The sequence below is a fragment of the Achromobacter sp. 77 genome (genome assembly GCF_020541125.1).
GTDB classification, from domain to species: Bacteria; Pseudomonadota; Gammaproteobacteria; order Burkholderiales; family Burkholderiaceae_B; genus Achromobacter; species Achromobacter mucicolens.
The window spans coordinates 4511960-4534223 of the sequence record NZ_CP059848.1 but is presented as its reverse complement, the minus strand read 5'-3'; the positions used below and the strand labels follow the sequence as shown (position 1 = coordinate 4534223).

The 22264-nt window shown below is 67.9% G+C and carries 22 protein-coding genes; 16 read left to right on the top strand and 6 right to left on the bottom strand.

Annotated features, from left to right (window positions below; all coding sequences use genetic code 11):
* The first annotated feature begins 76 nt into the window (after window positions 1-76).
* Complete coding sequence (locus tag H4P35_RS21075; protein WP_226849512.1) at window positions 77-1162, top strand: P1 family peptidase; 1086 nt, start codon at window positions 77-79, stop codon at window positions 1160-1162.
* Window positions 1163-1237: 75 nt separating this feature from the next.
* Window positions 1238-1867, top strand: coding sequence for a hemolysin III family protein (locus H4P35_RS21070; protein ID WP_056326386.1), 630 nt, complete (start codon window positions 1238-1240; stop codon window positions 1865-1867).
* Window positions 1868-1900: 33 nt separating this feature from the next.
* Here the strand turns inward: H4P35_RS21070 and H4P35_RS21065 are convergent, their stop codons facing one another.
* Complete coding sequence (locus H4P35_RS21065; protein ID WP_152382365.1) at window positions 1901-2374, bottom strand: Lrp/AsnC family transcriptional regulator; 474 nt, start codon at window positions 2372-2374, stop codon at window positions 1901-1903.
* Between the two features lie 138 nt (window positions 2375-2512).
* Between H4P35_RS21065 and kynU the strand changes: the two genes are divergently transcribed.
* Together kynU and H4P35_RS21055 are read left to right on the top strand one after the other, a co-directional pair.
* Window positions 2513-3763 carry a kynureninase gene (gene kynU, locus H4P35_RS21060; RefSeq protein WP_180098024.1) on the top strand — a complete coding sequence of 417 codons (1251 nt, stop codon included), beginning with the start codon at window positions 2513-2515 and terminating at the stop codon, window positions 3761-3763.
* A gap of 77 nt (window positions 3764-3840) precedes the next feature.
* Complete coding sequence (locus tag H4P35_RS21055; protein WP_226846840.1) at window positions 3841-5247, top strand: amino acid permease; 1407 nt, start codon at window positions 3841-3843, stop codon at window positions 5245-5247.
* Window positions 5248-5330: 83 nt separating this feature from the next.
* Here the strand turns inward: H4P35_RS21055 and H4P35_RS21050 are convergent, their stop codons facing one another.
* The 4 genes from H4P35_RS21050 to H4P35_RS21035 all read right to left on the bottom strand — a co-directional run bounded on the left by H4P35_RS21050 (window position 5331) and on the right by H4P35_RS21035 (window position 8091).
* Window positions 5331-5741, bottom strand: a complete 411-nt coding sequence (locus H4P35_RS21050) for a VOC family protein (RefSeq protein WP_226846838.1) — start codon at window positions 5739-5741, stop codon at window positions 5331-5333.
* Between the two features lie 71 nt (window positions 5742-5812).
* The gene (locus H4P35_RS21045) at window positions 5813-6502 is read right to left on the bottom strand and encodes a YafY family protein (protein ID WP_056326398.1); all 690 of its coding nucleotides are present in this window, start codon (window positions 6500-6502) and stop codon (window positions 5813-5815) included.
* Between the two features lie 117 nt (window positions 6503-6619).
* The gene (locus H4P35_RS21040; protein WP_226846836.1) at window positions 6620-7477 is read right to left on the bottom strand and encodes a hypothetical protein; all 858 of its coding nucleotides are present in this window, start codon (window positions 7475-7477) and stop codon (window positions 6620-6622) included.
* Window positions 7478-7623: 146 nt separating this feature from the next.
* The gene (locus tag H4P35_RS21035; protein WP_056326403.1) at window positions 7624-8091 is read right to left on the bottom strand and encodes a CopD family protein; all 468 of its coding nucleotides are present in this window, start codon (window positions 8089-8091) and stop codon (window positions 7624-7626) included.
* A 172-nt stretch (window positions 8092-8263) separates the two neighbouring features.
* Here H4P35_RS21035 and H4P35_RS21030 point away from each other — a divergent pair, with 172 nt between their 5' ends.
* The 9 genes from H4P35_RS21030 (at window position 8264) to H4P35_RS20990 (ending at window position 17815) form a co-directional block, all read left to right on the top strand.
* Window positions 8264-8773, top strand: coding sequence for a sigma-70 family RNA polymerase sigma factor (locus H4P35_RS21030; protein ID WP_062838694.1), 510 nt, complete (start codon window positions 8264-8266; stop codon window positions 8771-8773).
* Window positions 8752-9762 carry a FecR domain-containing protein gene (locus tag H4P35_RS21025; protein WP_226846834.1) on the top strand — a complete coding sequence of 337 codons (1011 nt, stop codon included), beginning with the start codon at window positions 8752-8754 and terminating at the stop codon, window positions 9760-9762. Before H4P35_RS21030 ends, H4P35_RS21025 begins: the two co-directional genes overlap by 22 nt.
* Before the next feature lie 163 nt (window positions 9763-9925).
* Complete coding sequence (locus H4P35_RS21020; protein WP_370638937.1) at window positions 9926-12550, top strand: TonB-dependent hemoglobin/transferrin/lactoferrin family receptor; 2625 nt, start codon at window positions 9926-9928, stop codon at window positions 12548-12550.
* Between the two features lie 82 nt (window positions 12551-12632).
* Window positions 12633-13679 (top strand): hemin-degrading factor, encoded by a 1047-nt coding sequence (locus tag H4P35_RS21015; RefSeq protein ID WP_226846832.1) that lies wholly within the window; start codon window positions 12633-12635, stop codon window positions 13677-13679.
* Between the two features lie 28 nt (window positions 13680-13707).
* Window positions 13708-14550, top strand: coding sequence for a hemin ABC transporter substrate-binding protein (locus H4P35_RS21010; RefSeq protein ID WP_226846830.1), 843 nt, complete (start codon window positions 13708-13710; stop codon window positions 14548-14550).
* Window positions 14551-14572: 22 nt separating this feature from the next.
* A complete protein-coding gene (locus tag H4P35_RS21005) occupies window positions 14573-15547 on the top strand; it encodes an iron ABC transporter permease (protein WP_056326421.1) in 975 nt (324 codons plus the stop codon).
* Window positions 15544-16332, top strand: coding sequence for a heme ABC transporter ATP-binding protein (locus H4P35_RS21000; protein ID WP_226846828.1), 789 nt, complete (start codon window positions 15544-15546; stop codon window positions 16330-16332). The genes H4P35_RS21005 and H4P35_RS21000 overlap by 4 nt, the downstream gene beginning before the upstream one ends.
* Window positions 16333-16409: 77 nt before the next feature.
* Entirely contained in the window at window positions 16410-16892 is a 483-nt protein-coding gene (locus H4P35_RS20995; RefSeq protein WP_056326426.1) for a YajQ family cyclic di-GMP-binding protein, read from the top strand.
* A 17-nt stretch (window positions 16893-16909) separates the two neighbouring features.
* On the top strand, window positions 16910-17815 hold the full coding sequence (locus H4P35_RS20990) for a LysR family transcriptional regulator (protein WP_063952084.1): 906 nt from the start codon (window positions 16910-16912) through the stop codon (window positions 17813-17815).
* 22 nt (window positions 17816-17837) lie between these two features.
* Here H4P35_RS20990 and H4P35_RS20985 read toward each other — a convergent pair whose 3' ends face one another.
* Window positions 17838-19283, bottom strand: a complete 1446-nt coding sequence (locus H4P35_RS20985) for an AlkA N-terminal domain-containing protein (protein ID WP_226846826.1) — start codon at window positions 19281-19283, stop codon at window positions 17838-17840.
* A gap of 146 nt (window positions 19284-19429) precedes the next feature.
* Between H4P35_RS20985 and H4P35_RS20980 the strand changes: the two genes are divergently transcribed.
* The 3 genes from H4P35_RS20980 (at window position 19430) to H4P35_RS20970 (ending at window position 22244) form a co-directional block, all read left to right on the top strand.
* Window positions 19430-19996 carry a methylated-DNA--[protein]-cysteine S-methyltransferase gene (locus tag H4P35_RS20980; RefSeq protein ID WP_226846824.1) on the top strand — a complete coding sequence of 189 codons (567 nt, stop codon included), beginning with the start codon at window positions 19430-19432 and terminating at the stop codon, window positions 19994-19996.
* A gap of 85 nt (window positions 19997-20081) precedes the next feature.
* The gene (locus H4P35_RS20975; protein ID WP_056326436.1) at window positions 20082-21167 is read left to right on the top strand and encodes a tartrate dehydrogenase; all 1086 of its coding nucleotides are present in this window, start codon (window positions 20082-20084) and stop codon (window positions 21165-21167) included.
* 96 nt (window positions 21168-21263) lie between these two features.
* Entirely contained in the window at window positions 21264-22244 is a 981-nt protein-coding gene (locus H4P35_RS20970; RefSeq protein WP_226846822.1) for a tripartite tricarboxylate transporter substrate binding protein, read from the top strand.
* Window positions 22245-22264 lie beyond the last annotated feature (20 nt).

The following is a 22264-nucleotide window of genomic DNA, read 5'->3' as shown; positions in this document are numbered from 1 at the left end:
AAAAATATAGCCGCAGGTCATATAGCGTTACCAACGCCCGGCGCAGTCGGCCCGGGATCCTTCAGGCATTACCTTGATGGAGACGGATGTGCAACAGCAATGGAACAGGCGTGCGTTCATGATGGTGGCCGCGGGCGCGGCGGCGGCGGGATCGATGCCCGCGCAAGGCGCCGGCGGCGCGGCGGCGCTGCCGGGCGGCGGCAGCATCACCGACGTGGCGGGGTTGCGGGTCGGGCATTACACGGAAACGCGCCGGCCCACCGGCTGCACGGTCATCATTGCCGACGCGGGCGCGACGGGCGGCGTGGACGTGCGCGGCGCGGCGCCGGGCACGCGCGAGACCGACCTGCTCAATCCGATCAACATGGTCGACAAGGTGCACGCGATCGTGCTGACGGGCGGCAGCGCGTTCGGGCTGGATGCAGCCTCGGGCGTGATGCGGTATCTGGAAGAAAAGAAGATCGGCTTTGATGTGGGCGTGGCCTTCGTGCCCATCGTGCCGAGCGCGGTGCTGTTCGACCTGGGCGTGGGCGACGCGTCGGTGCGGCCCGATGCCGCCGCGGGTTATCAGGCCTGCCGGGCCGCCACCGCCGACGCACCCCAGGAAGGCAACGTGGGCGCGGGGGCGGGGGCGACGGTAGGCAAGCTATATGGTCCCCAGCGCGCCATGAAGGGCGGCATCGGCAGCGCGTCGCTGACCGTGGCGGGCGTGACGGTGGGGGCAATTGTCGCGGTCAACGCGGTGGGCGACGTGCTGGACCCGGCCACCGGGCGCATCCTGGCCGGCGCGCGCACGGCGGACGGCAGGACGCTGCACGACACCCGCGCGGCCATCCTGGCGGGCGATCTGCCCAAGTCCATGCGCGCGGGCGCGGCCACCACCATTGGCGCGGTGGCCACCGATGCGCGGCTCACCAAGGCCGAAGCCCAGAAGATCGCGGGCATGGCGCATGACGGCCTGGCTCGCACGATCAACCCCATCCACACCATGCTCGACGGCGACACGATCTTTGCGCTGGGCACGGGCGCGTCGGGCAGGACGGCCAATGTGATGCTGCTGGGCGTCATGGCGGCCGAAGCGATGGCGATCGCGGTGCAGCGCGCAGTCCTGGCCGCGCGCGCCATCGAAGGCTATCCGGCCGCGGTGGATTTCGTGGGGTGATGCCGCTGTCCCGCCGCTGTCATATAAGCGCGCCATGATGACAGGCGCCGGCATGCCGCCGGCGCGGGGGCGCACATGCAGGAAGGCGAACGACTCAATGGCGTGACGCATCTGGCCGGGCTGGCGCTGGCGGTGCTGGCATCCGGCGCATTGATCACGCGCGCGGCCGAGCTGCGGGTGGACACGCGCCAGATCATCAGTTGCGCGGTGTTCGCGGCGTCGATGATCGCGGTGTATGCGTCGTCTTCGCTGTTTCATTGCTCGCGGGGGCGCCGCAAGGAAATGTGGGCCAAGGCGGACCACTGCGCCATCTACCTGCTGATCGCCGGCACGTACACGCCGCTGGCGTTTGGCCCCGTGGACCATCGTTGGGGCGCCGCGATGGGCGTGGCGATCTGGCTGCTGGCCTTCGTGGGCATCAGCCGCGAACTCTGGTGGGCGCGCAACGCGCCGCCCGCCTTGCCGCTGTACCTGGCGATGGGCTGGCTGGGCGTGGCCTTCGCCGCGCCAATCGCGGGGGCGCTGTCGACGGCGGGGCTGACGTGGCTGCTGGCGGGCGCGGCCATCTATACCTGCGGCACGCTGTTCTACGCCAACGACCAGCGCTGGCGGCATGCGCACGGCATCTGGCACCTCTTCGTCATGGCGGGCACGGCCTGCCATTTCGTGACGGTGTTCGGGTTTCTGGAGCACGCGCCGGTATAGCGCGTTCCGGTTGCGGACGCCGGAAGGAAACCGCTATCGCCAGGCTGCCAGCGGCAGCATGCCCTCGCGGTTCTTCACCTTGCGCATGACGATGTGCGAGCACAGATCGCGCATGCCCGGGATCTTGCTGAGCTTGTCTTCGACAAAATTCGAAAACGCAGCCAGGTTGCGGGTGCGCACGGTCAGGATGTAATTGGACGCGCCTGTGACGATGCAGGCTTCGGTGATCTCGTCGTGCAGCGCGATGCCCGCCATGAATTCCTCGTGCCAGCCAGCGCGCGACTGGTCCAGCGACACATGGACGATGGCCTCCAGCTCGAAGCCCAGTTTTTCGGCGTCCAGCACCGCGCGGTAGCCGCGGATGAGCCCGGCTTCTTCAAGCGCGCGCACGCGGCGCAGACATGCGGACGGCGACAGCGCCACCTGTTCGGCCAGGTCCTGATTGCTGAGGTGTCCGTCCTCCTGCAGGCGGGCAAGTATGCGCTGGTCTATGGCGTCGATCTGCATGGCGCAATCCAGTTCGAAAAAATGATGGTGAATGCAATTTAATGCGGAAAACTCGGGTAAGTCACGACCGATTTTGCAATTTTTCGGACCGAGTGCGCTGATAGCATGTATCCCGAATCCAGTTGGAAGGAACGGAACATGAACACTCGTGAAGCCTGCGTCAACGCCGATCGCCAGGACCCCCTGGCCCGCGTGAAAGAACAATTCGATCTGCCGCCCGGCGTTCTCTACATGGACGGCAATTCCCTGGGCGTCCTGCCCAAGACCGCCGCCGCCCGCGCCGCGCAGGTCATCGCGGACGAATGGGGCAACGGCCTCATCCGCAGCTGGAACACGGCGGGGTGGTTCGACCTGCCGGCGCGCCTGGGCGACAAGCTGGGCCGCCTGCTGGGCGCGCGCGAGGGCGAACTGGTCGTCACCGACACCACGTCGCTCAACATCTTCAAGGCGCTGGCCGCCGCGCTGCGCATCCAGCAGCACAAACAACCCGCGCGCCGCGTCATCCTGTCCGAGCGCGACAACTTCCCCACCGACCTCTACATGATCCAGGGCATGATCGACCTGCTGCAGCAGGGCTACGAAATGCGCCTGATCGACGACGACCTGCCTCTGGACAAGGCGCTGGACGATTCCGTCGCCGTCATGCTGCTGTCCCACGTCAATTACCGCAGCGGCCAGATGCACGACATGGCCGCCGTGACGGCGAAGGCGCACGAACGCGGCGCGCTGGCCATCTGGGACCTGGCGCATGCGGCCGGCGCGGTGCCCGTCGACCTGAATGGCGCCAACGCCGACTTCGCGGTGGGCTGCACGTACAAGTACCTGAACGGCGGCCCGGGTTCACCGGCCTTCATCTGGGTCGCGCCGCGCCATACCAAGGATTTCTGGCAGCCGCTGTCCGGCTGGTGGGGACACAGCCGCCCCTTTGACATGGCCGTGGCCTATGAGCCCGCGGGCGGCATCCGCCGCTACCTGTGCGGCACGCAGCCGATCGTGTCGCTGTCGCTGGTCGAGTGCGGCCTGGACGTGGCGCACGCCGCCGGCATGGACGAAGTCCGCAAGAAGTCGCTGGCGCTGGGCGACCTTTTCATCGACCTCGTTGAATCGCGTTGCGCCGGCCACCCGCTGACGCTGGTGACGCCGCGCACGCATGCCGATCGCGGCAGCCACGTGAGCTTTCGCCATCCCAACGGCTTTGAAGTCATGCAGGCATTGATCGCGCGCGGCGTGATCGGCGATTACCGCGAGCCCGAGGTCCTGCGTTTCGGCCTGACGCCGCTGTATTTCGGCTATGCCGACGTGTGGGACGCGGTCGACATCCTGAAGGACGTGCTGGACAACCGGGAATGGGACAAGCCCGAGTTCAAGCAGCGGTCCGCCGTGACCTGATCGCCGGAAATCGGGCCTCATCGCGCCGGCCCCGGGGGCCGTACATCCAACAAGAATGCGCAGTACAGGAGGAGACAATGCAACAACAGAAGGGGTTCGGCCAGATTGCCGAACGCGAACAGGGACTCAAGCGCCGGCTGACGTCCGGCCAGATGAGCATGATCGCCATCGGCGGGGCCATCGGCACGGGGCTGTTCCTGGGCAGCAAATTCGCCATCGGCTTTGCCGGTCCCAGCGTGCTTATCAGCTATGCCATTGGCGGCGTCATCACGCTGCTGCTCATGGCCTGCCTGGCGGAAATGACGGTCGCGCATTCCACGTCCGGCTCGTTCGGCGCTTACGCCGAGCACTACATCGGCCCGCTTGCGGGCTTTTTGGTGCGTTATGCGTACTGGTCCTGCGTGGTGCTGGCGGTGGGCACCGAGGTCACGGCGGTGGCCAAGTACATGGCCTTCTGGTTTCCCAGTGTGCCGGGATGGCAGTGGGTCTGCGTATTTTCGGCGGCGCTCATCCTCATCAATGCCCTGAGCGTGAAGGCGTTCGGCACGATCGAATACTGGTTCTCGACCATCAAGATCAGCGCCATCGTGGGGTTCATCATCCTGGGCGCCTATGTGGTCTGGGGTGATCCGCAGTACGGCACCGCGAACTACACCGGGCATGGCGGGTTTTTTCCGAACGGCGTGTGGGGCATGTGGATCGCGGTCGTGATCTCGATCTTCAGCTATCTGAGCGTCGAGATGATCGCCGTGGCGGCCGGCGAAGCCGAAGACCCGGAACGTGCGGTCAAGCAGGCGTTTCGCGCCACCATCGTCCGGCTGGTCGTGTTCTATCTGCTGACGCTGGCGCTGATTCTGGCCATCGTGCCCTGGAATGAAGCCGGCAAGGACGGCAGCCCCTTCGTGAAGGTGATGCAGGTGCTGGATATTCCGGGGGCGGCAGGCGTCATCAATTTCATCGTGCTGGTGGCTGCGCTGTCGGCCATGAACAGCCAGCTCTACATCACCACGCGCATGATGTTCAGCTTGTCGCGGGCGGGCCACGCGCCGTCGGCGATGGGCCGGCTGTCCCGCAACGGCACGCCGCTGAACGCGTTGCTGCTGTCCACTAGCGGCATCGCCATCGCCACGGTGTTGAATGTGCTGTATCCGGAAACGGCCTTCACGCTGATGATGGCCATCTCGATGTTCGGTGCGCTCTTTACCTGGATGATGATCTTTGTGACGCATTACTTCTTTCGCCGCCGCTGGGTGCGTGAGGGCGGCGCGAAGCTGTCATTCCGCATGCCGGGATTTCCGGTGCTGACGCTGCTGGGCGCGGGGGCGATGCTGGCGATTCTGGTGACCACGTACTTCACCAGCGTCTTCAAGCTGACGTTGGTGTTTGGCGTGCCGTTCCTTGTGCTGCTGGCCGCGGCGTATTACCTGCTGTTCAAGAAGCGCGGCGAAGCGGTGGCCATGAACGCGCGCCGTCAGCGTGCGTGATGCATTATCGGCGGCCGCGCTCAAGGGCGCGGCCGTCTGCCGTCAAGCGGCCGTTTGCGGCCAATACGGCCGTCAAAATGCCGTCAAACGGCGGCGACCGCGCGCTCTGTCCGGACGGCAGCCGGTTCCGGCGCGGGGGCGAAAACCCGCAGGCGGTGGCCGTCGGGATCCAGCGCCACAAAGGTGCGGCCAAAGTCCATGTCGGTAGGCGCCTGCAGGATGGGCAGGCCGCGCAGGCTCCAGTCCACATGACGCTGGTTGACCGCGTCGGCATCCGCCACGGTGAATGCCAGTTCGGACGCGCCGCCGCGTCCGGCCGCGGGGGGCGCCACCGTGTAGCGCGACCACAACCCCAGCATCAGTCCGGAGTCGAGCGCAAACAGCGCGAAGGTGTCCGAGGATTCAACGGGCGGGCGCTGCAGCAGCGCGCTGTAGAAGGCGGCGCTGGCCTGCGGTTTTTCCACATACAGAATGACGAAATTGGTGTCTGACATGATGCGCTCCAGGGGGGGGGAATGCGCTCATGATAGGCAGGGGTACTGTCAGATTTTGGCAGTAGTCGGTATCAATTCTTGCGGGCCTCGTGGTCGAGCGCGCGCCATTCCTTGAGCAGGATGTGGCGGCGCCTGGGATATCGGCCTGCAACTGTAAGCGTCGCGATGCGGTCGGTGCGGAAATGCCGGAAGTCCCCGCGCAATTCGCACCAGGCCATCACCAGCCGCACGCTGTCGAAAAAGCCCAGCGCGAACGGCCAGATGATGCGGTTGGAATCCGCTCCCTTGTCATCGCGGTACGTGATTTCCAGCTTCTGTTCGCCGCGGATCGCCTGGCGGATCAGCGACACGTCCACGCGATCCGTGACAGCCACGGCGCTGGGCGCGACCAGCAGCGGGATGGCGTCGAGCTCGTCGCGCAATTCCTGCGGCAGCACCGCGCCGATCTTGGCCAGCGCATTGCTGGCGGCCAGCCCCAGGCGCTCGTCCGAGCGGCGGGCCACCCAGCGCGTGCCCAGCACCAGCGCCTCGATCTCTTCGGTACTGAACATCAGCGGCGGCAGCATGAAGCCGGGCCGCAGCACGTAGCCCACGCCGGGTTCTCCCTCGATCTCGGCGCCCTGGCATTGCAGGGTGGCGATGTCGCGATACAGCGTGCGCAGGCTGACGCCCATTTCGGCCGCAAGCCGATGGCCGCTGACGGGCAGGCGGTGGCGGCGCAGGGTCTGGAGCAGGTCCAGGAGGCGTTCAGTGCGGGACATGGGGGCGGGCGCGGGGCGGACGGCGCAATACTGCCACGAAATGGCAGCAGGCGGGAACAGTCTGCCGCGGATCGTCCCCGACCTTCAACGCCGTTTGCCAGCCCTACCTGCGCGGCCTTAGTTGCGGACCGGCTTGCCCGACGCGACGTCCAGCACCGACCCGTCCTCCAGGCTGACGCGGTAGATCTCACGCACGACGTTGCCGGCAAAGCCGATCTCCACGATCGAGACGTCCTTGAACGTGGTCTGGATGCCGTCGGGCAGCACGGCGTTGAACTTGTCCGATTCGGCCTTCATGGCTTCCTGCAGGCGCGCGTCGTAGGGCGTCATGCTGTAGACCAGCGTGGTGTGCGGGTTGTGCGCGCGCACTTCCTTGCCGTCCTGCACGGTGTTCACGCCGCTTACGCCCAGCGTCTTGACCAGCTCCTTGCCGGCGTCGCTCATCTTGGCGTAGACCGGGCCCGTCACGCGCGGCAGCGGGCCGTCGCGCAGCGGGGCAAGAGCGGCGGTGGCCACGGTGTTGTAGCGCATCATGTCCTCGAAGCCCTGGCCGCTCTTGACCACGCCCAGGTCCAGCCACCACGGATGGCCCGCGCCCTTGGCGGCCTCGGTGGGATAGAAGGTCTTCAGCGTCAGGGGCAGCGGTCCGGGCGGCTTGGGCAGCGCCTTGAGCATGCGCGCGGGCGTCTGCGGATCGGCGTTATGGATGTGGACCACGGTCACGTGCGGCAGGTTGGGCGTGTCGGCCTCGGTTTTCAGGCCGAGCGCGATGAGGTCCTGCTTGAGGGTGCCGTTGACCTTGGCGTCCAGGATGGCGTTGACCTCGGCCGGCAGGCGGTAAACCACGCCGTAGGTGGCCTGGTGCACGCGGAACCCGGGTTGGGCGAGGGCGCTGTTGTCGATGGGCTCGGCGTGGGCGGCGCCGGTGGCGGCGAGAAGGCCGATGGCGGCCAGATGCAATGCACGTTTGATCATGGGTGTTCCCTGTTGTTGTGGACGTGACCCGCGAGAGTCATCCGCAGTGTGGCCAACGGGGATGTACGGCGTATTGCACCAAGGCCAAGATTTCCGATGGCAACCGGCAATTGTCCGATCGGTCCGGGGGGCGGCACGCCCCTTCGCTAGCCCAGGAACATGACGCCCACGATGGCGATGCCCAGCAGCAGGTTCACGCCGACCCAGCGCCGGATGCCGGCCATCGCCCGGCCGCCCGCCGGCCAGTCGGACGCCGCCACGGCCGCGGCCAGCCGCTTGTACAGCGCGAAGCGGATGTGGCCGAAGATCGCGATCATCACGATGCCGCCGCTGGCCATCAGCGTCCAGTTCCGGGGCATGAAGAACGCGCCGCCGGTCTGGGCGGCCTGGCTGGCCGACGCGCCGATCATCCAGGCGCCCGTCACCAGAATCAGGACGATGGCCCCCAGCACGGCGTTCAGAAACGGCCCCAGCACCGATGCCATGAGCGGCAACCGCACGGGAGGCTCCAGCTTGGCGGCCGCCGGCCGCAGAAAACAGTGGGCAAAGAGCATGCCGCCCACCCAAAGGATCACGGCCATGACGTGGACGAATTGCAGGACGGCGTAGAGCATGGGGATCAGCCTGTAGAAAGCGGCGCCACGGAAGGCGGCGCGTGTGGTTGGGATGATATATGGCGCGAAGCCGGCGCGCGGACTTGACCTGGATCATGGTTTTGCATTTAGAATGAGATTGATTTCTATTTGTAGTTGTGATTTTTTGCAGTTGTGAGTCAGGGAGCCATCCGTGCCGAATTCCGTGCTCGCCTCGGGCGACGCCGTCAACCTGCTGTACCGCGCCCATCACGGATGGCTGCATGGCTGGCTGCGCGCCAAACTGGGCAACAGCTTCGATGCCGCCGATCTTGCGCAGGACACGTTCGTGCGCGTGTTGCGCCACCGGCACGAACTGGATGCGCTGCGTGAACCGCGCGCCTACCTGACCACCATCGCCAAGCGCCTGCTGCTGAACCACCATCGCCGCCGCTCGGTCGAGCAGGCGTACATGGAGGCGCTGGCGCTGATGCCCGAGGCGCTGGCGCCGTCCGCGGAGCAGCGTCTCATCATCCTGGAGACGCTGCAGGAGATCGAAGAAATGCTGGCCGGCCTGTCGCTGCCCGCCCGCCAGGCGTTCCTGATGGCGCAGCTGGAGGGGCTGAGCCACGCCGAGATCGCCAGCCGGCTCGATGTGTCGCTGCGCACCGTGCACCGCTACATCACCAAGGGACTCGAGCAATGCATCATGGCGGTGATGTGAGCGCGCAGGCCGATCCGGCGGGCGAGCTGCCTGCCGTCGAACGCAATGTCGCGCGCGAGGCCGCGCGCTGGCTGTTGCGCCTGAGCTCGGAACGCGCCACCGACGCCGACGTCCATGCCTGCGCCCAATGGCGCGCCAGCAAGGCCGAGCACGAACATGCCTGGCAGCGGGCGCAACGCGTGAATGCGCGCTTCGGGCTGATTCCGTCGGCGCTGGGCATGGCGGCGCTGAATCGCCCGGATCTGAAGTCCCGCCGCGCCGCCCTGAAGACGCTGATCGCCCTGATCGTGGCGGGGCCGGCAGGCTGGGCCGCATGGCGGGCCGATCCCCTGGACTGGCGCGCGGACTACCGCAGCGCCGCGGGCGAGCGGCGCGACGTGATGCTGGCCGACGGGTCGACGCTGCACCTGAACACCTCCAGCGCCGTCGACGTGCTGTTCGACGACGCGACGCGGCTATTGCGCTTGCGCGGCGGCGAGATCGCCGTGCACGCGGTGGCCGATCCCGCCAGCCATCCGCGCCCGTTCATCGTGCGCACGCGGCTGGGCGATATCGAAGCCGAGGCCTCGCGCTTCTGCGTGCGCCAGGAGGGTGGACGCTGTCAGCTCAGCGTGCAGGAAGGGCGCGTGCGCGTCGCCAGCAGCGGGCAGCCAGGGCATTACGTCGACGTGTCTGCCGGCGAGCAGAGCCAGCTGTCGCCCGGGTCCGTGGCCGTGGCCACGCCCGCGGACCCGCACGCCAGCGACTGGCTGCGCGGCGTGCTGTACGCCAGCGCGCTGCGGCTGGATGCCTTTGCGGCCGAACTGGGCCGCTACCGCCAGGGCATCGTGCGCTGCGATCCCGACATCGCGCACCTGCGCATTTCTGGCGCCTTCCAGTTGCACGACACCGATGCGGTGCTCGCTGCGCTGCCCGCGACCCTGCCCGTGCAGGTGCGTTACCGCACGCCGTATTGGGTGACGATCCTGCCGCGCGACGCCGCGGCATGAGGCCGGGCGAAGACATGACAGGCCGCTCGCGGGTCGTGTTGGCGGGCGCGATTTTCAGCGCACCGAAATTTTTTCGCACATTGTTGTCCGGTTTTGATTTCACGAGGGTCATGGTCTGTATGGGCACACAGATGCCGATACCTGTTGGATCGAAAGGACGACCATGGCTTACTACCCCGCCGGCCGCGCAAGCGGCTCCCGTTCAGCCCGAGGCGCGCAATGCCGGCTGACCCGTCTGACCGCCGCCGTGCACGCGGCGCTGGCCTTGTGCGCGGCATCCGCCGCGATGCTGCCGATGTCCGCCGCGCAGGCGCAGGGGGCCACGGCGGCGCAGGCCGGCATGCGCGGCTACAGCATCCCGGCCGGGGCGCTGGCGGATGCGTTGCCACGCTTTGCGGACAGCGCCGGCGTGACCGTGCTGTTCGATTCGGCGCTGGTGGGTCAACGGCGCACCGCGGGATTGCAGGGGGCCTATTCCGTGCATGAGGGGTTCTCGCGTCTCCTGGCCGGCAGCGGACTGGGCGTGCAGGAACGCAGCGCGGGCGTCTTCGTGTTGCAAGCGCTGCCGCAGGGCGGCGTGACGCAGCTTGCGCCGGTGCGGATCGACGGCGAGGCCGCCGTCCTCACGCCGGCCTGGGACACCAGCACCGACCGCCGCCGCATGGACGATCTGCAGATTCGGAACTGGACCGACCTGGGCCGGCGCGCCGAACCGGGCGTGAACTTCAATCGCACGACCAACAGCATCAACATCCGCGGTCTGGACCAGGACCGCGTGCTGACCCGCGTGGACGGCATCCGCCTGCCCTGGCTGGACGACGGCGCGCGCGGCGTGAAGGGCGGCCTGGAGGCCGTGGACTTCAACAGCCTGTCGCGCCTGGACATCGTGCGTGGCGCGGACGCGACCGGCGGCGGCTCCGGCGCCATCTCGGGCATCGCTGACCTGCACACGCTGAATCCCGCGGACTTGCTGAGCGGCGGCAAGACCTTCGGCGCGCTGGCCAAGACCGACTTCGACTCCGCGGACAACAGCTGGGGCGCCAACGCCGCGCTGGCCGGGCAGATCCACAGCAACACGTTCTGGCTGGTGCAGGCGGGTGTGCGCAACGGTCACGAGCTGGATAACCGGGGCGACGTCGGCGGCTACGGCGCCACCCGCAGCGAGCCCAGCCCCGAAGATTACGACCAGCGCAGCTTCCTGATGAAGCTGCAGCAACGGGTGGACGGCGCGCATCTGTTCGGCCTGACGGGCGAATACTTCAAACGCAATGCCGACATCGACAACCTGTGGGAGCAAGGCCCCGGCACCAGCTACCTCATCGGCGAAAACAGCACGCGCAAGGAAACCGAACGCGAGCGGGTGTCGTTCGACTACACGTACACGGCGCCGGACTCGGGCGGCCTCATCGACACGGCCCACGCCGTCGTGTACTGGCAGCGCGTGCGCCTGGACAACTCGCTGACCGGCATCCGCGGCGTCGACGCGCGTGCTCGCATTATTCCGGGCGATCCGTTCCGCTACGGCTTTCCCAACGGGCCGTATGGCCGCAGCAACTCGATCCAGCAGACGCTCTTTGGCGCCAGCACGGAATTGACCAAGCGCATCGCGGGCGCGTCGGTGTCGCAACTGTGGTCGTTCGGCGGCGAGTGGTACGGCAACAAGACCGAGCAGAACTCCAGCGGCTATGACAATTGCCCGGTGATCCGTCCGGGCACACCCGCGCCGTTCGGTCCGCGTGCGTGCGACATGCTGCATACCAATCAGGCCGACGTGCCGCAATCCAAGGGCGACCAGTGGGCGCTGTGGGTGCAGGACGAGTTCAGCTTTGCCGACGGGCGCTACACGCTGGCCCCCGCCTTGCGCTACGACCACTACGAGCAACGGCCGCAGTCCACGGCCGGCTACGAAAGCAATCCCAACGCGGGCGCGCTGCCGCCCAGCAACAGCGGCAGCCGCTTCTCGCCCAAGCTGCTGGGCACGTGGCGGGCGGCCGAGCAGCTCAGCCTCTATGCGCAGTACGCCTACGGCTTCAAGGCGCCCAGCGCCACGCAGCTCTACACCAACTATGGCGGCCCGGGCACCTATCTGCGCGTGGGCAATCCGTATCTGAAACCGGAGACCAGCAGGGGCTGGGAACTGGGCGCCAAGATGGGGTCCGACGACCTGGGCGGTGCAGTATCGTTCTTTGATAATCGCTATCAGAACTTCATCGATGGCGATGTGCCGCTCAACGCCAGTTCGCCGCAGTGGCAGCCGGGTTGGGCAGGGCAGTATCCGCTGGGGGTGACGGGCAACGTCAACCGCGCCAAGGTCCGCATTTACGGCGCCGAGGCAAGCGCGCACTGGAAGTTCGCGCCGGGCTGGCGCACGTGGGGATCGCTGGCGTGGGCAGTGGGCAAGGACGAGGGCACGGGGCAGTACCTGAATTCCGTGGCGCCGTTGAAGGCGGTGCTGGGCGTGGGGTATGGCCGCGACGTGTGGGGCGTGGACGCCATGCTGACCACGGCGATGCAGCGCAATAAGGTCGAGTACCCCGAGGCGTCGGCCGACGCGCCCAATCCCGACTTCAAGGCGCCTGGCTATGGCGTGGTCGACCTGATGGGCTACTGGCGTCCCGCCGCGGTGAAGGGCTTGCAGGTGCAGGCGGGCGTTTTCAACCTGTTCGACAAGAAGTACTGGGAGGCCATCAACGTGCCGACCGCTGGCGCCACCGCGATTCCGCGCCCGGTGGACTGGTACACGGAACCGGGACGCAGCGTGCGCGTCTCGCTGACGTATCAATATTGAGTTCGGTCCGCCGCCATTCGGCGCTGACCGGACCCGGCGGCGGTTTTCAGCAATGTGTTTTGCACTGGCCGGAGGGCCTACGATGACGACTACCGATTTCACCATCCGCGCAGAGCAACTGCGTGCTCGCAACGAGGCGCTGGCCGCCTCGCAACCCGGGCTGCGCGCCCGCAATCTGGCGCAAGCCCTGGGCGTGTCCGAGGCCGAATGGGTGGCCGCGGGCTGTGGCGGGGTACAGGCGACGGCGCTCATTGGCACGCCGCAGGAGATCTTCCGCGAGCTGGGCACGCTGGGCGAAGTCATGGCGCTGACGCGCAACGACTGGTGTGTGCACGAGCGCCACGGCCGGTATGAGGACATCCAGGCCGACGGTCCGGTAGGCCTGGTGTTGGGGCCGGACATCGACCTGCGCGTTTTCTTTACCGCCTGGAAGTCGGCCTGGTCGGTCGAGCAGGACGGCCGCCGCAGCCTGCAATTCTTCGACGGCGCGGGCGTGGCGGTGCACAAGGTCTACCGCACCGACGGCACGGATGCCGCCGCGTGGGACGCGCTGGTTGCGCGATTTGCGGGCCAGGCGCAGTGGCCCGTCACGCAAGCCTACGCGCCACCTTCGGACGCCGCGCAGGTCGAGGACGCGCAAGCGTGGCGCGAGGCTTGGCTGGCGATGAAGGACACGCACGAGTTCTTTCCGCTCCTGCGCAAGTTCAAGGTGTCGCGCCTGGCGGCGCTGTCGGCCGCGGGTGAAGACCTGGCGCAGCCGGTGCCGGCCGACGCCGTCGAGCGCATGCTGCAGGCCGCCTCGGAATCGGGCCTGCGCATCATGTGCTTCGTGGGCAACCGCGGCATGATCCAGATTCATTCCGGACCGGTGCAGTCGCTGCGCCGCACGGGGCCGTGGTTCAACGTGCTGGATCCCAAGTTCAACCTGCACCTGGACACCACCGCGATCGCCTCGGCGTGGGTGGTCAACAAGCCCACGACGGACGGTTGGGTCACCTCGCTGGAGGTGTATGCCAGCACGGGCGACCTGATCGTGCAGTTCTTTGGCGAACGCAAGCCCGGCCAGCCGGAAATCCCGCAATGGCGCGAAATGATGGTCGGCCTGTGCAGCGCGCCGCTGGCCGCTTGAGCCCCGAGCGCATAAGGAAGCGAAAGCGATGAAGAAATGGTTGGCAGTGGCGGCCTGGTTACTGGCGGCGGGCGCGCACGCGTCGCCGCCCGAACGGGTGGCGACGCGGGTGGTGACGCTGGGCGGCAGTGTGACCGAGATCGTGTATCAGCTTGGGCAGGGCGGCAAGCTGGTGGGGGACGATCTGTCCAGCCTGTACCCCGAGGCCGCGACCAAGCTGCCGCGCGTCGGCTATTACCGCGCGGTGCCGGTGGAAGGCGTGCTGGCGCTCAAGCCGGATCTGGTCCTGGCGTCCGAGCAGGCCGGCCCGCCCGATGCGCTCAAGCGTCTGGCCGACGTCGGCGTGCGCATCGTCACGGTGCCCGACGCGCCGTCGGTGGACTCGCTGAAGGCCCGCATCCGCAACATCGCCGAGGCGCTGGACGTGGCCCCGGCCGGCGACGCGCTGGTGACCGAGATCACGCGCGACCTGAAGGCGGTCGAGGCGATTCCGGCCACCGGCGCCCGCGCGATCCTGGTCATCAACCGCACGGGCACGCTGCAAGGCGCCGGGGGCGGCACGGCGGCCAACGAGGTCATGACGATGGCGGGCCTGGCCAATGTGCTCAAGGACCAGCACGGCTACAAGCCCCTTTCTGCCGAGGCCGTCAGCGCGCTGGCGCCGGAGATCATCGTGGTGACGCGGACGTCGCTGGACGCGTCCGGCGGTGTGGATAAGCTGCTGGCGCTGCCCGGCCTGGCTTCCACGCCCGCCGCGGCGCGCAAGCGCGTCATTGTCATGGACGACCTGCTCCTCTTGGGCATGGGCCCGCGCCTGCCGCTGGCGCTGACCGAACTCAAGCGGGAGGCGGCCGGTGTCATGGGGCGCTAGCGCCAAGCGCGTCTCGGCACCGATGGCGCTGGCCGTGCTGGGCGCCGTGCTGGTGGGGGTGGCACTGGCCGCCAGCGCCAGCGGCGCAGTGCAGATTCCGCTGCGCGACATGCCCGCGCTGCTGTTTGGCAATCCCGCGCCGGACGATGCGCTGTGGCGCAATGTCCTGATCGACATCCGGCTTCCCCGGGTGCTGTTTGCCATGGTGGCGGGCGCGGCGCTGGCCATTTCAGGCGCGGCGATGCAGGCGCTCTTTCGCAATCCGCTGGCCGAGCCCGGCCTCATCGGCATTTCGGCGGGCGGATCGCTGGGCGCGGTGGCCGCCATCGTGCTGACCGCGGGCGGCTTCTGGGTGCTGGCGCCGGCCGCCTTTGCGGGCAGTCTGCTCGCTACCTTCTGCGCGTACACGCTGGGCCGGCGCGTGCCCGGCATGGCGGGACTGCTGCTGGCGGGCATCGCCATCAACGCGGTGGCAGGCGCGATGATTGGCCTGTTCACGTTCGTGGCCAATGACGCGCAACTGCGCGACCTCACGTTCTGGACCATGGGCAGCCTGGCCGGCGCCAACTGGACGCTGCTAGCCTTTCTTGGGCCGTGGGTGCTGGCGATGTCCTGGTGGCTGATGCGCCAGTGGCGGGTGATGAACGCGTTGCTGCTGGGCGAACGTGAAGCGCAGCACCTGGGTTATGCGCTCAAGCGGGTCAGGGCGCAACTGGTGCTGGCGTGCGCGCTGATCGTGGGCCCGCTGGTGGCCGCAACCGGCGGCATCGGCTTCGTGGGCCTGGTCGTGCCGCATCTGGTGCGCATGACGTTGGGCGCCAACCACCGCTGGCTGCTGCCCGCGTGCGTGCTGGGCGGCGCGCTGGCGCTGACGCTGGCGGATTGGCTGGCGCGCGTGGCCGTCGTGCCGGCCGAGCTGCCGATCGGGCTGGTGACCAGCCTGGTGGGCGGACCCTTTTTCTTGTGGCTGCTGGCGCGTGGCCGGAGGCATGGATGATGCTCGCGGCCGATGAGTTGGTGTTGACGCGCGGGGGCAGCCGCATCCTGGACAAGGTGTCGCTGGCGGTGCGGCCCGGCGAAGTGGTGGGCCTGCTGGGCGCCAACGGCGCGGGCAAGTCGACGCTGCTGGGGGCAATGTCGTCCGAACTGGCGCCCGATTCGGGCACGGTCCGGATGGGCGATGCCGACGTGCGGCGGCTGGCGCACCGCCAGCAGGCCCGCTTGCGCGCGGTGCTGCCGCAAAAGCCCGGGCTCAGCTTCGATCTGGACGTGCGCGAGGTGGTGGGGATGGGCGCCTATCCGTTTCCGGAGCTGTCGCCCGCGCAGGTGGACGCGCTGGTGGAGCAGGCGCTGGGCTGGGCCGACGTGGCGCATCTGCGCGCGCGCCGTTACCCCGAGCTGTCCGGCGGCGAGCAGCAGCGCGTGCAATTCGCCCGGGTGCTGGTGCAGTGCAAGGCGGCGCGCGGGCAGGGCGAACCGCGCTATCTGCTGCTGGACGAGCCCACCGCCAGCCTGGACCCCAAGCACCAGGGCGACCTGCTGCGGGTTGCGGCGGGTCTAGCCCACGATGGCGATACGGGGGTACTGGTGATCCTGCACGACATGAACCTGGCGGCGCGCTGGTGCGACCGCCTGTTGCTGCTGTGCGGCGGCCGCGCCATTGCGGCGGGCGCGCCGGCGCAGGTGCTGACCCCGCGGAACCTGTTCCTGGCCTACGGCATCGACGCCCACGTCATGCCGCATCCCTTGCAACCCGAGCGCCTGCTGGTGGTGATGGCGTGACGGCGTGACGCCGCGCGCGAGGCCGGTAAAATGGCGGGCATTGCATTTTTCCGCCAATTTTCACAGGATCCCGTGTCATGCCTACTTTTGACGTCGTCTCCGAAGTCGACAAACACGAACTGGCCAACGCCGTCGACCAGGCCAACCGCGAACTGGCCACGCGCTTCGATTTCAAGGGCACGGACGCCAAGTTCGAACTCGAAGGCTTCGTCGTGACCCAGGTCGCGTCCAGCGCGTTCCAGCTCAAGCAGATGCTGGACATCCTGCGCGGCCGCCTGTCGGCCCGCGGCATCGACGTGCGCTGCCTGGATGTGGCCGACCCGCTCGAAAACCTGGGCGGCGCCCGCCAGAAGGTCACGATCAAGCAGGGCATCGAACAGCCCGTGGCCAAGAAGCTCATTGCCGCCATCAAGAACGCCAAGCTCAAGGTCGAATCGCAGATCAACGGCGACAAGCTGCGCATCTCCGGCAAGAAGCGCGACGACCTGCAGACCGCCATCGCGTTGCTGAAAAAGACCGACGTCGACCTGCCGCTGCAGTTCGAGAACTTCCGCGACTGAGCGGCCGGTCCACGCCGATGGGCCATTCCGGCGAGCTGCTTCTTGTCGTGGAACTTGCGCGCGCGGGCGGCATGTCGGCCGCGGCGCGCGAGCTTGACGTCACGCCCGCCGCGGTCAGCAAGCGCCTCGCGCAGATCGAGGCGCGGCTGGGCGTGCGGCTGTTCAACCGCAGCACGCGGCGCCTGAGCCTTACCGCCGAGGGCGAGGTCTACCTGGAAAACGCCCGCCGCATCCTGGGCGAAATCGACGATCTGGATGCGCTCATCGCCAGCCGGCAGGCCGCGCCGCGCGGGCTGCTCAAGGTCAATGCGCCGCTCGGCTTCGGGCGCAGTTACATCGCGCCCGCCATCGCGGAATTCGCGCAGAAATACCCCGAGGTCTCGCTGCAATTGCAACTGACCGACCGGCCCGCCGACTTCGTGCGCGAGGCCTTCGACGTCGCCGTGCGCTTCGGCGATCTGCCCGACACCAGCCTGATCGCGCGCAAGATTGCGCCCAACCGCCGCTTGGTCTGCGCCTCGCCCGGCTATCTGAAAAAACACGGCACGCCGGCCACGCCGCACGACCTGGCGCGGCATCAGTGCATCGTGCTGCGCCAGAACGAGGCGGCCTATGGCCTGTGGCGGTTCACCCGCGGCCGGCGCAGTGAAACCGTGAAGGTGCGCGGCAATCTCAGCAGCAACGACGGCGAGGTCACGCTGACCTGGGGGCTGGCGGGCCTGGGCATCCTGCAACGCGCCGAATGGGATCTGGCCCGCTACCTGCGCAGCGGCCGTCTGGTGCAGGTGCTGGAAGACTATGCGCTGCCGCAGGCGGACATCTACGCGGTGTTCCCCGAACGGCATCACCTGTCCGCCAAGGTGCGCGTGTTCGTCGACTTTCTGGTGGCGTATTTTGGCGAAGGCTCGGACGGGCGTTGGTGAAGGCCGGCCGCCCGAGCGGTGGTCAGGCCGTCCAAAGGTGCTGCGCCGCATAGGCGCGCCACGGCCGCCAGGCCTCGGACCGCGCCAGCAGCTGTGCGGGCGTGTAGGGCCGGGATTCCAGCTTTTCCAGTGCGCGGATCAGGCCGATGTCCGCATGCGGAAACGCATCCGGTTCGCGCAGTTGCCGTAGCGCGATGTACTGCGCCGTCCATTCCCCGACGCCGCGTATCGTACGCAGCCGCCGCACCGCGTCTTCAAGATCGACGGCGGCGTCAAAGAGATGCGGGTCCGCGACGGCGGCTGCGGCCACCGCCGACAACGTCGCCGCGCGGCTGCGCGGCATGCCCAGCGATGCCAGCTCGGCGGCGGCCACCGTTGCGGGCTCGGGGAACACATGGGTCAGCGCACCGTCCGGTTGCGTCAGCGGCGCGCCGTGCGCCGCCACCAGCTTGCCGGCCAGCCGGATGGCCGCGGCCACCGTGATCTGTTGGCCCAGCACCGCGCGCATGGCGAGTTCAAACCCGTCCCACGCGCCCGGCACGCGCAAACCCGGCCGCGCCTGCATCAACGCCATCATGACCGGATCGGTGGAAAACTGCGCGGCAATGGCCGTGGGGTCGCTGGCCAGATCAAAGACGCGGCGCAGGCGCGCAATGATCGCGGGCAGCGATTGCAGGCGGGGAAAGCGCACCGTCACGTGCAGCGCGTCGCCGGCGCCCGGCCGGACCGAGACCGTGCCCTGCGCGCCGTCCAGGCTGATGGTGCGCGCATAGGTGTCGCCGGTCACGGATTCCACCCCGGGGATCGCGCGCAGCCGCAGGAAGGCCAGCATGGCGTCCCAGTCGTAGGGCGGGCGATAACGCAGCAACAGCTTGATTTCTCCGTCCCGACCCGCGGGCACTTCCGGCTTGCCTGAACGCCGCAATTCGCCGGGTGCGCGGCCGAACAGGTCCAGGAACACCTCGTTGAAGCGGCGGATGCTGCCGAAGCCGGCGGCGAACGCGATCTCGGCCATGGGAAGTTGCGTTTCGTGGATGAGCTGCTTGGCCAGCAGCACGCGGCGCGTCTGTGCGAATGCGACGGGCGAGGCGCCCAGATGCTGGCGGAATTGGCGGCGCAACTGCCGCTCGCCGATGCCCAGGCGCTGCGCCAGCACGTCGACGCCGGCCTCGTCCAGCGCACCCAGTTCGATGCGCTGCAGCGCGCGCGTCACGCTGGCCGGCAGTTCGTGGCCAGGGCCCAATTCGGGCGCCGTTTCCGGACGGCAGCGCAGGCAGGGGTGGAAACCCGCCTCTTGCGCGGCCGCGGCGGTCGAGAAGAACGTGACGTTCTTGGACAGGGGCGTGCGCGCCGGACAGACCGGCCGGCAGTAGATGCGCGTGGTTTTCACGGCCGTGAAGAAGCGGCCGTCGTAGCGGGCGTCGCGCACCTGGATGGCGCTGTAGCAGGCATCGTGGTTCAGGTTCATGAGGCGATGCTAACGCCGCCGGGCGGACAAGATCTAGCGGATTTCGGACGGGGATGTGAATGTCACACAGCTGTCCGAAAACCGCCAGCGCACGGTCCGGCGGCAGGTCTATATTGGCGGCTTGCACACCTTTGCGGAGCGGCATCATGCCGGTACACACCTTTCTGCTCGAACGCGTGTCCACGCCCATCGGCCGGATGCTCGTGCTGACGGATGCGCAGGACCACCTGCGCGCCGTGGACTGGGAAGACTACGAATCCCGCATGCACCTGCTGTTGCAGCGGCAATATGGCCGGGGCGCGGTGCAACTGCAGAGCGCCGCGCAGCCCTCGCAGGCTAGCCGCGCGCTGCAAGCGTATTTCGACGGCGATGTGGACGCCATCTCGGCGCTTCTGGTCGCCTTTGGCGGCACGCCGTTCCAGCAGCAGGTCTGGCACGCGCTGCGGGGCATCGACGGCGGCTGCACCATCAGCTACGGCACGCTTGCCGCGCGGATCGCGCGGCCCACGGCGGTGCGCGCGGTCGGGCTGGCCAATGGCGCCAATCCGGTGGGCATCGTGATTCCGTGCCACCGCGTGATCGGCGCCAACGCCGCGCTGACCGGGTACGGCGGCGGCCTGGCCCGCAAGCGCTGGCTGCTGGCGCACGAGGCGGGCTGGCGCAGCGCGCAACAGTCGGTCGCGGCCGCGCGGGCACTTTCAACTTCAGGTTGAAAATGTTGTGAATCTGGGCGCGTGCGCCACGCGCCGCGCTCGGTACAGTGCCAGCAGCATTCACCCCGCACGGAGCGCTGGCACCATGAAGACCTATCGCATTGCAACCATCCCCGGCGACGGCATCGGCAAGGAAGTGATTCCCGCCGGCCAGCGCGTCATGCAGGAACTCGCGGCCCAGGGCGGGCTGCGTTTCGAGTTCCAGGATTTCGACTGGGGCGGAGACTATTACCGCAAGCATGGCGTCATGATGCCGGCCGATGGGCTGGACGCGCTGCGCGACAAGGACGCGATCCTGTTCGGCTCGGCGGGCGACCCCGACATCGCCGATCACATCACGCTGTGGGGCCTGCGCCTGAAGATCTGCCAGGGCTTTGACCAGTACGCGAACGTGCGTCCCACGCGCATCCTGCCGGGCATCGACGCGCCGCTCAAGCGCTGCACGCCCGAACAGCTGAACTGGGTGATCGTGCGCGAGAACTCCGAAGGCGAATACTCCGGCGTGGGCGGCCGCGTGCATCAGGGCCATCCTATCGAGGCCGCGACCGACGTATCGATCATGACCCGCGCCGGCGTCGAGCGCATCCTGCGCTTTGCGTTCAAGCTGGCGCAGTCGCGGCCGCGCAAGCTGTTGACCGTCGTCACCAAGTCCAACGCGCAGCGCCATGCCATGGTGATGTGGGACGAGATCGCCGTGCAGGTCAGCCGCGAGTTTCCGGACGTGACCTGGGACAAGGAACTGGTCGATGCGGCCACCGCGCGCATGGTCAACCGACCTGCGTCGCTGGACACCATCGTTGCCACCAACCTGCACGCCGACATCCTGAGCGACCTGGCGGCGGCGCTGGCCGGCAGCCTGGGCATCGCGCCCACGGGCAACATCGATCCCGAGCGGCGCTATCCGTCGATGTTCGAACCCATCCACGGCTCGGCCTTCGACATCATGGGCAAGGGCCTGGCCAATCCGGTCGGAACATTCTGGTCGGTGGTGATGCTGCTGGAGCACCTGGGCGAAACCGAAGCGGCTGCACGGCTGATGCAGGCCATCGAAAGCGTCACCGCCGATCCCGCGCTGCACACCGGCGACCTGGGCGGCCGCGCGACGACCGAGCAGGTGACCAACGCAGTATGCAAAAAGCTGTCCGAATCGGCGCAGGCCAAGGCGGCGTAGCGGGATTCCGGGTGCAGGTACGAGGACATCAGATCCGACGCCTGCGGCGGCCAATACAACAACAAGCGAAGCTCATTCGTAGTCAGGAGACAACTCATGCAAAAGAAAGCGATGACGGCGCGCGCCTTGGCGTTCGCCTGCCTGATCGGCGTTTCACTCGCGGGCGGCGCGCAGGCGCAGTCCTATCCGACGCGCCCGGTGAACCTGGTCGTGCCGTTTCCGGCCGGCGGCACGACGGATGTGCTGGCGCGCGCGCTGGGGCAGGAGCTGGCCAAAAGCCTGGGTCAGCCGGTGGTGGTGGAGAACAAGCCGGGCGCGGGGTCGACGCTGGGCGCCGACTACGTGGCCAAGGCCGCGCCGGACGGCTACACGCTGCTGATGGGAGCGGTGCATCACACCATCGCCACCAGCGTGTACAAGAACCTGAACTACGACTTCCAGAAGGACTTCGCACCGGTCACCACCGTGGCGCTCGTGCCGAATGTGCTGGTCGTCAATCCCAAACTGCAGGCCAAGGACGTGGCTTCGCTGCTGAAGCTGGCGCAGGCCTCGCCCGGCAAGCTGACCTACGGGTCCAACGGCATGGGCACGGGCCAGCACCTGATCGGCGCGCAATTCGAGCGCGCAGGCAACGTGCAGCTGTTGCATGTGCCGTACAAGGGCAGCGGGCCGCTGACGACCGACCTGCTGGGCGGCCAGATCGACATGTCGTTCGACACCATCACCCCGGTGCTTGCGCACATCCAGAGCGGCAAGCTGCGCGCGCTGGCCGTGACCACCAACCAGCGTTCGGCCGCGCTGCCGGACGTGCCGACAATGGAAGAGGCGGGCCTGAAGCCGTTCAACATGGGCACGTGGTTCGGCGTGCTGGCGCCCGCGGCGGCGCCCAAGGACGTGGTCGACAGGCTCAATGCCGAGATGGTGAAGATCATCCGTTCGCCGGACTTCACGCGGCGCATGGCCGAGATCGGCGCGGTGCCGATCGGCGACACGCCCGCCGAGATGAAGGCGCGCATCGGCGCCGACACCACCAATTACGCGAAGCTGGTCAAGGAAGCCAAGGTCGCGATCAATTAAGCGGCAGGGTGGCCGCGACG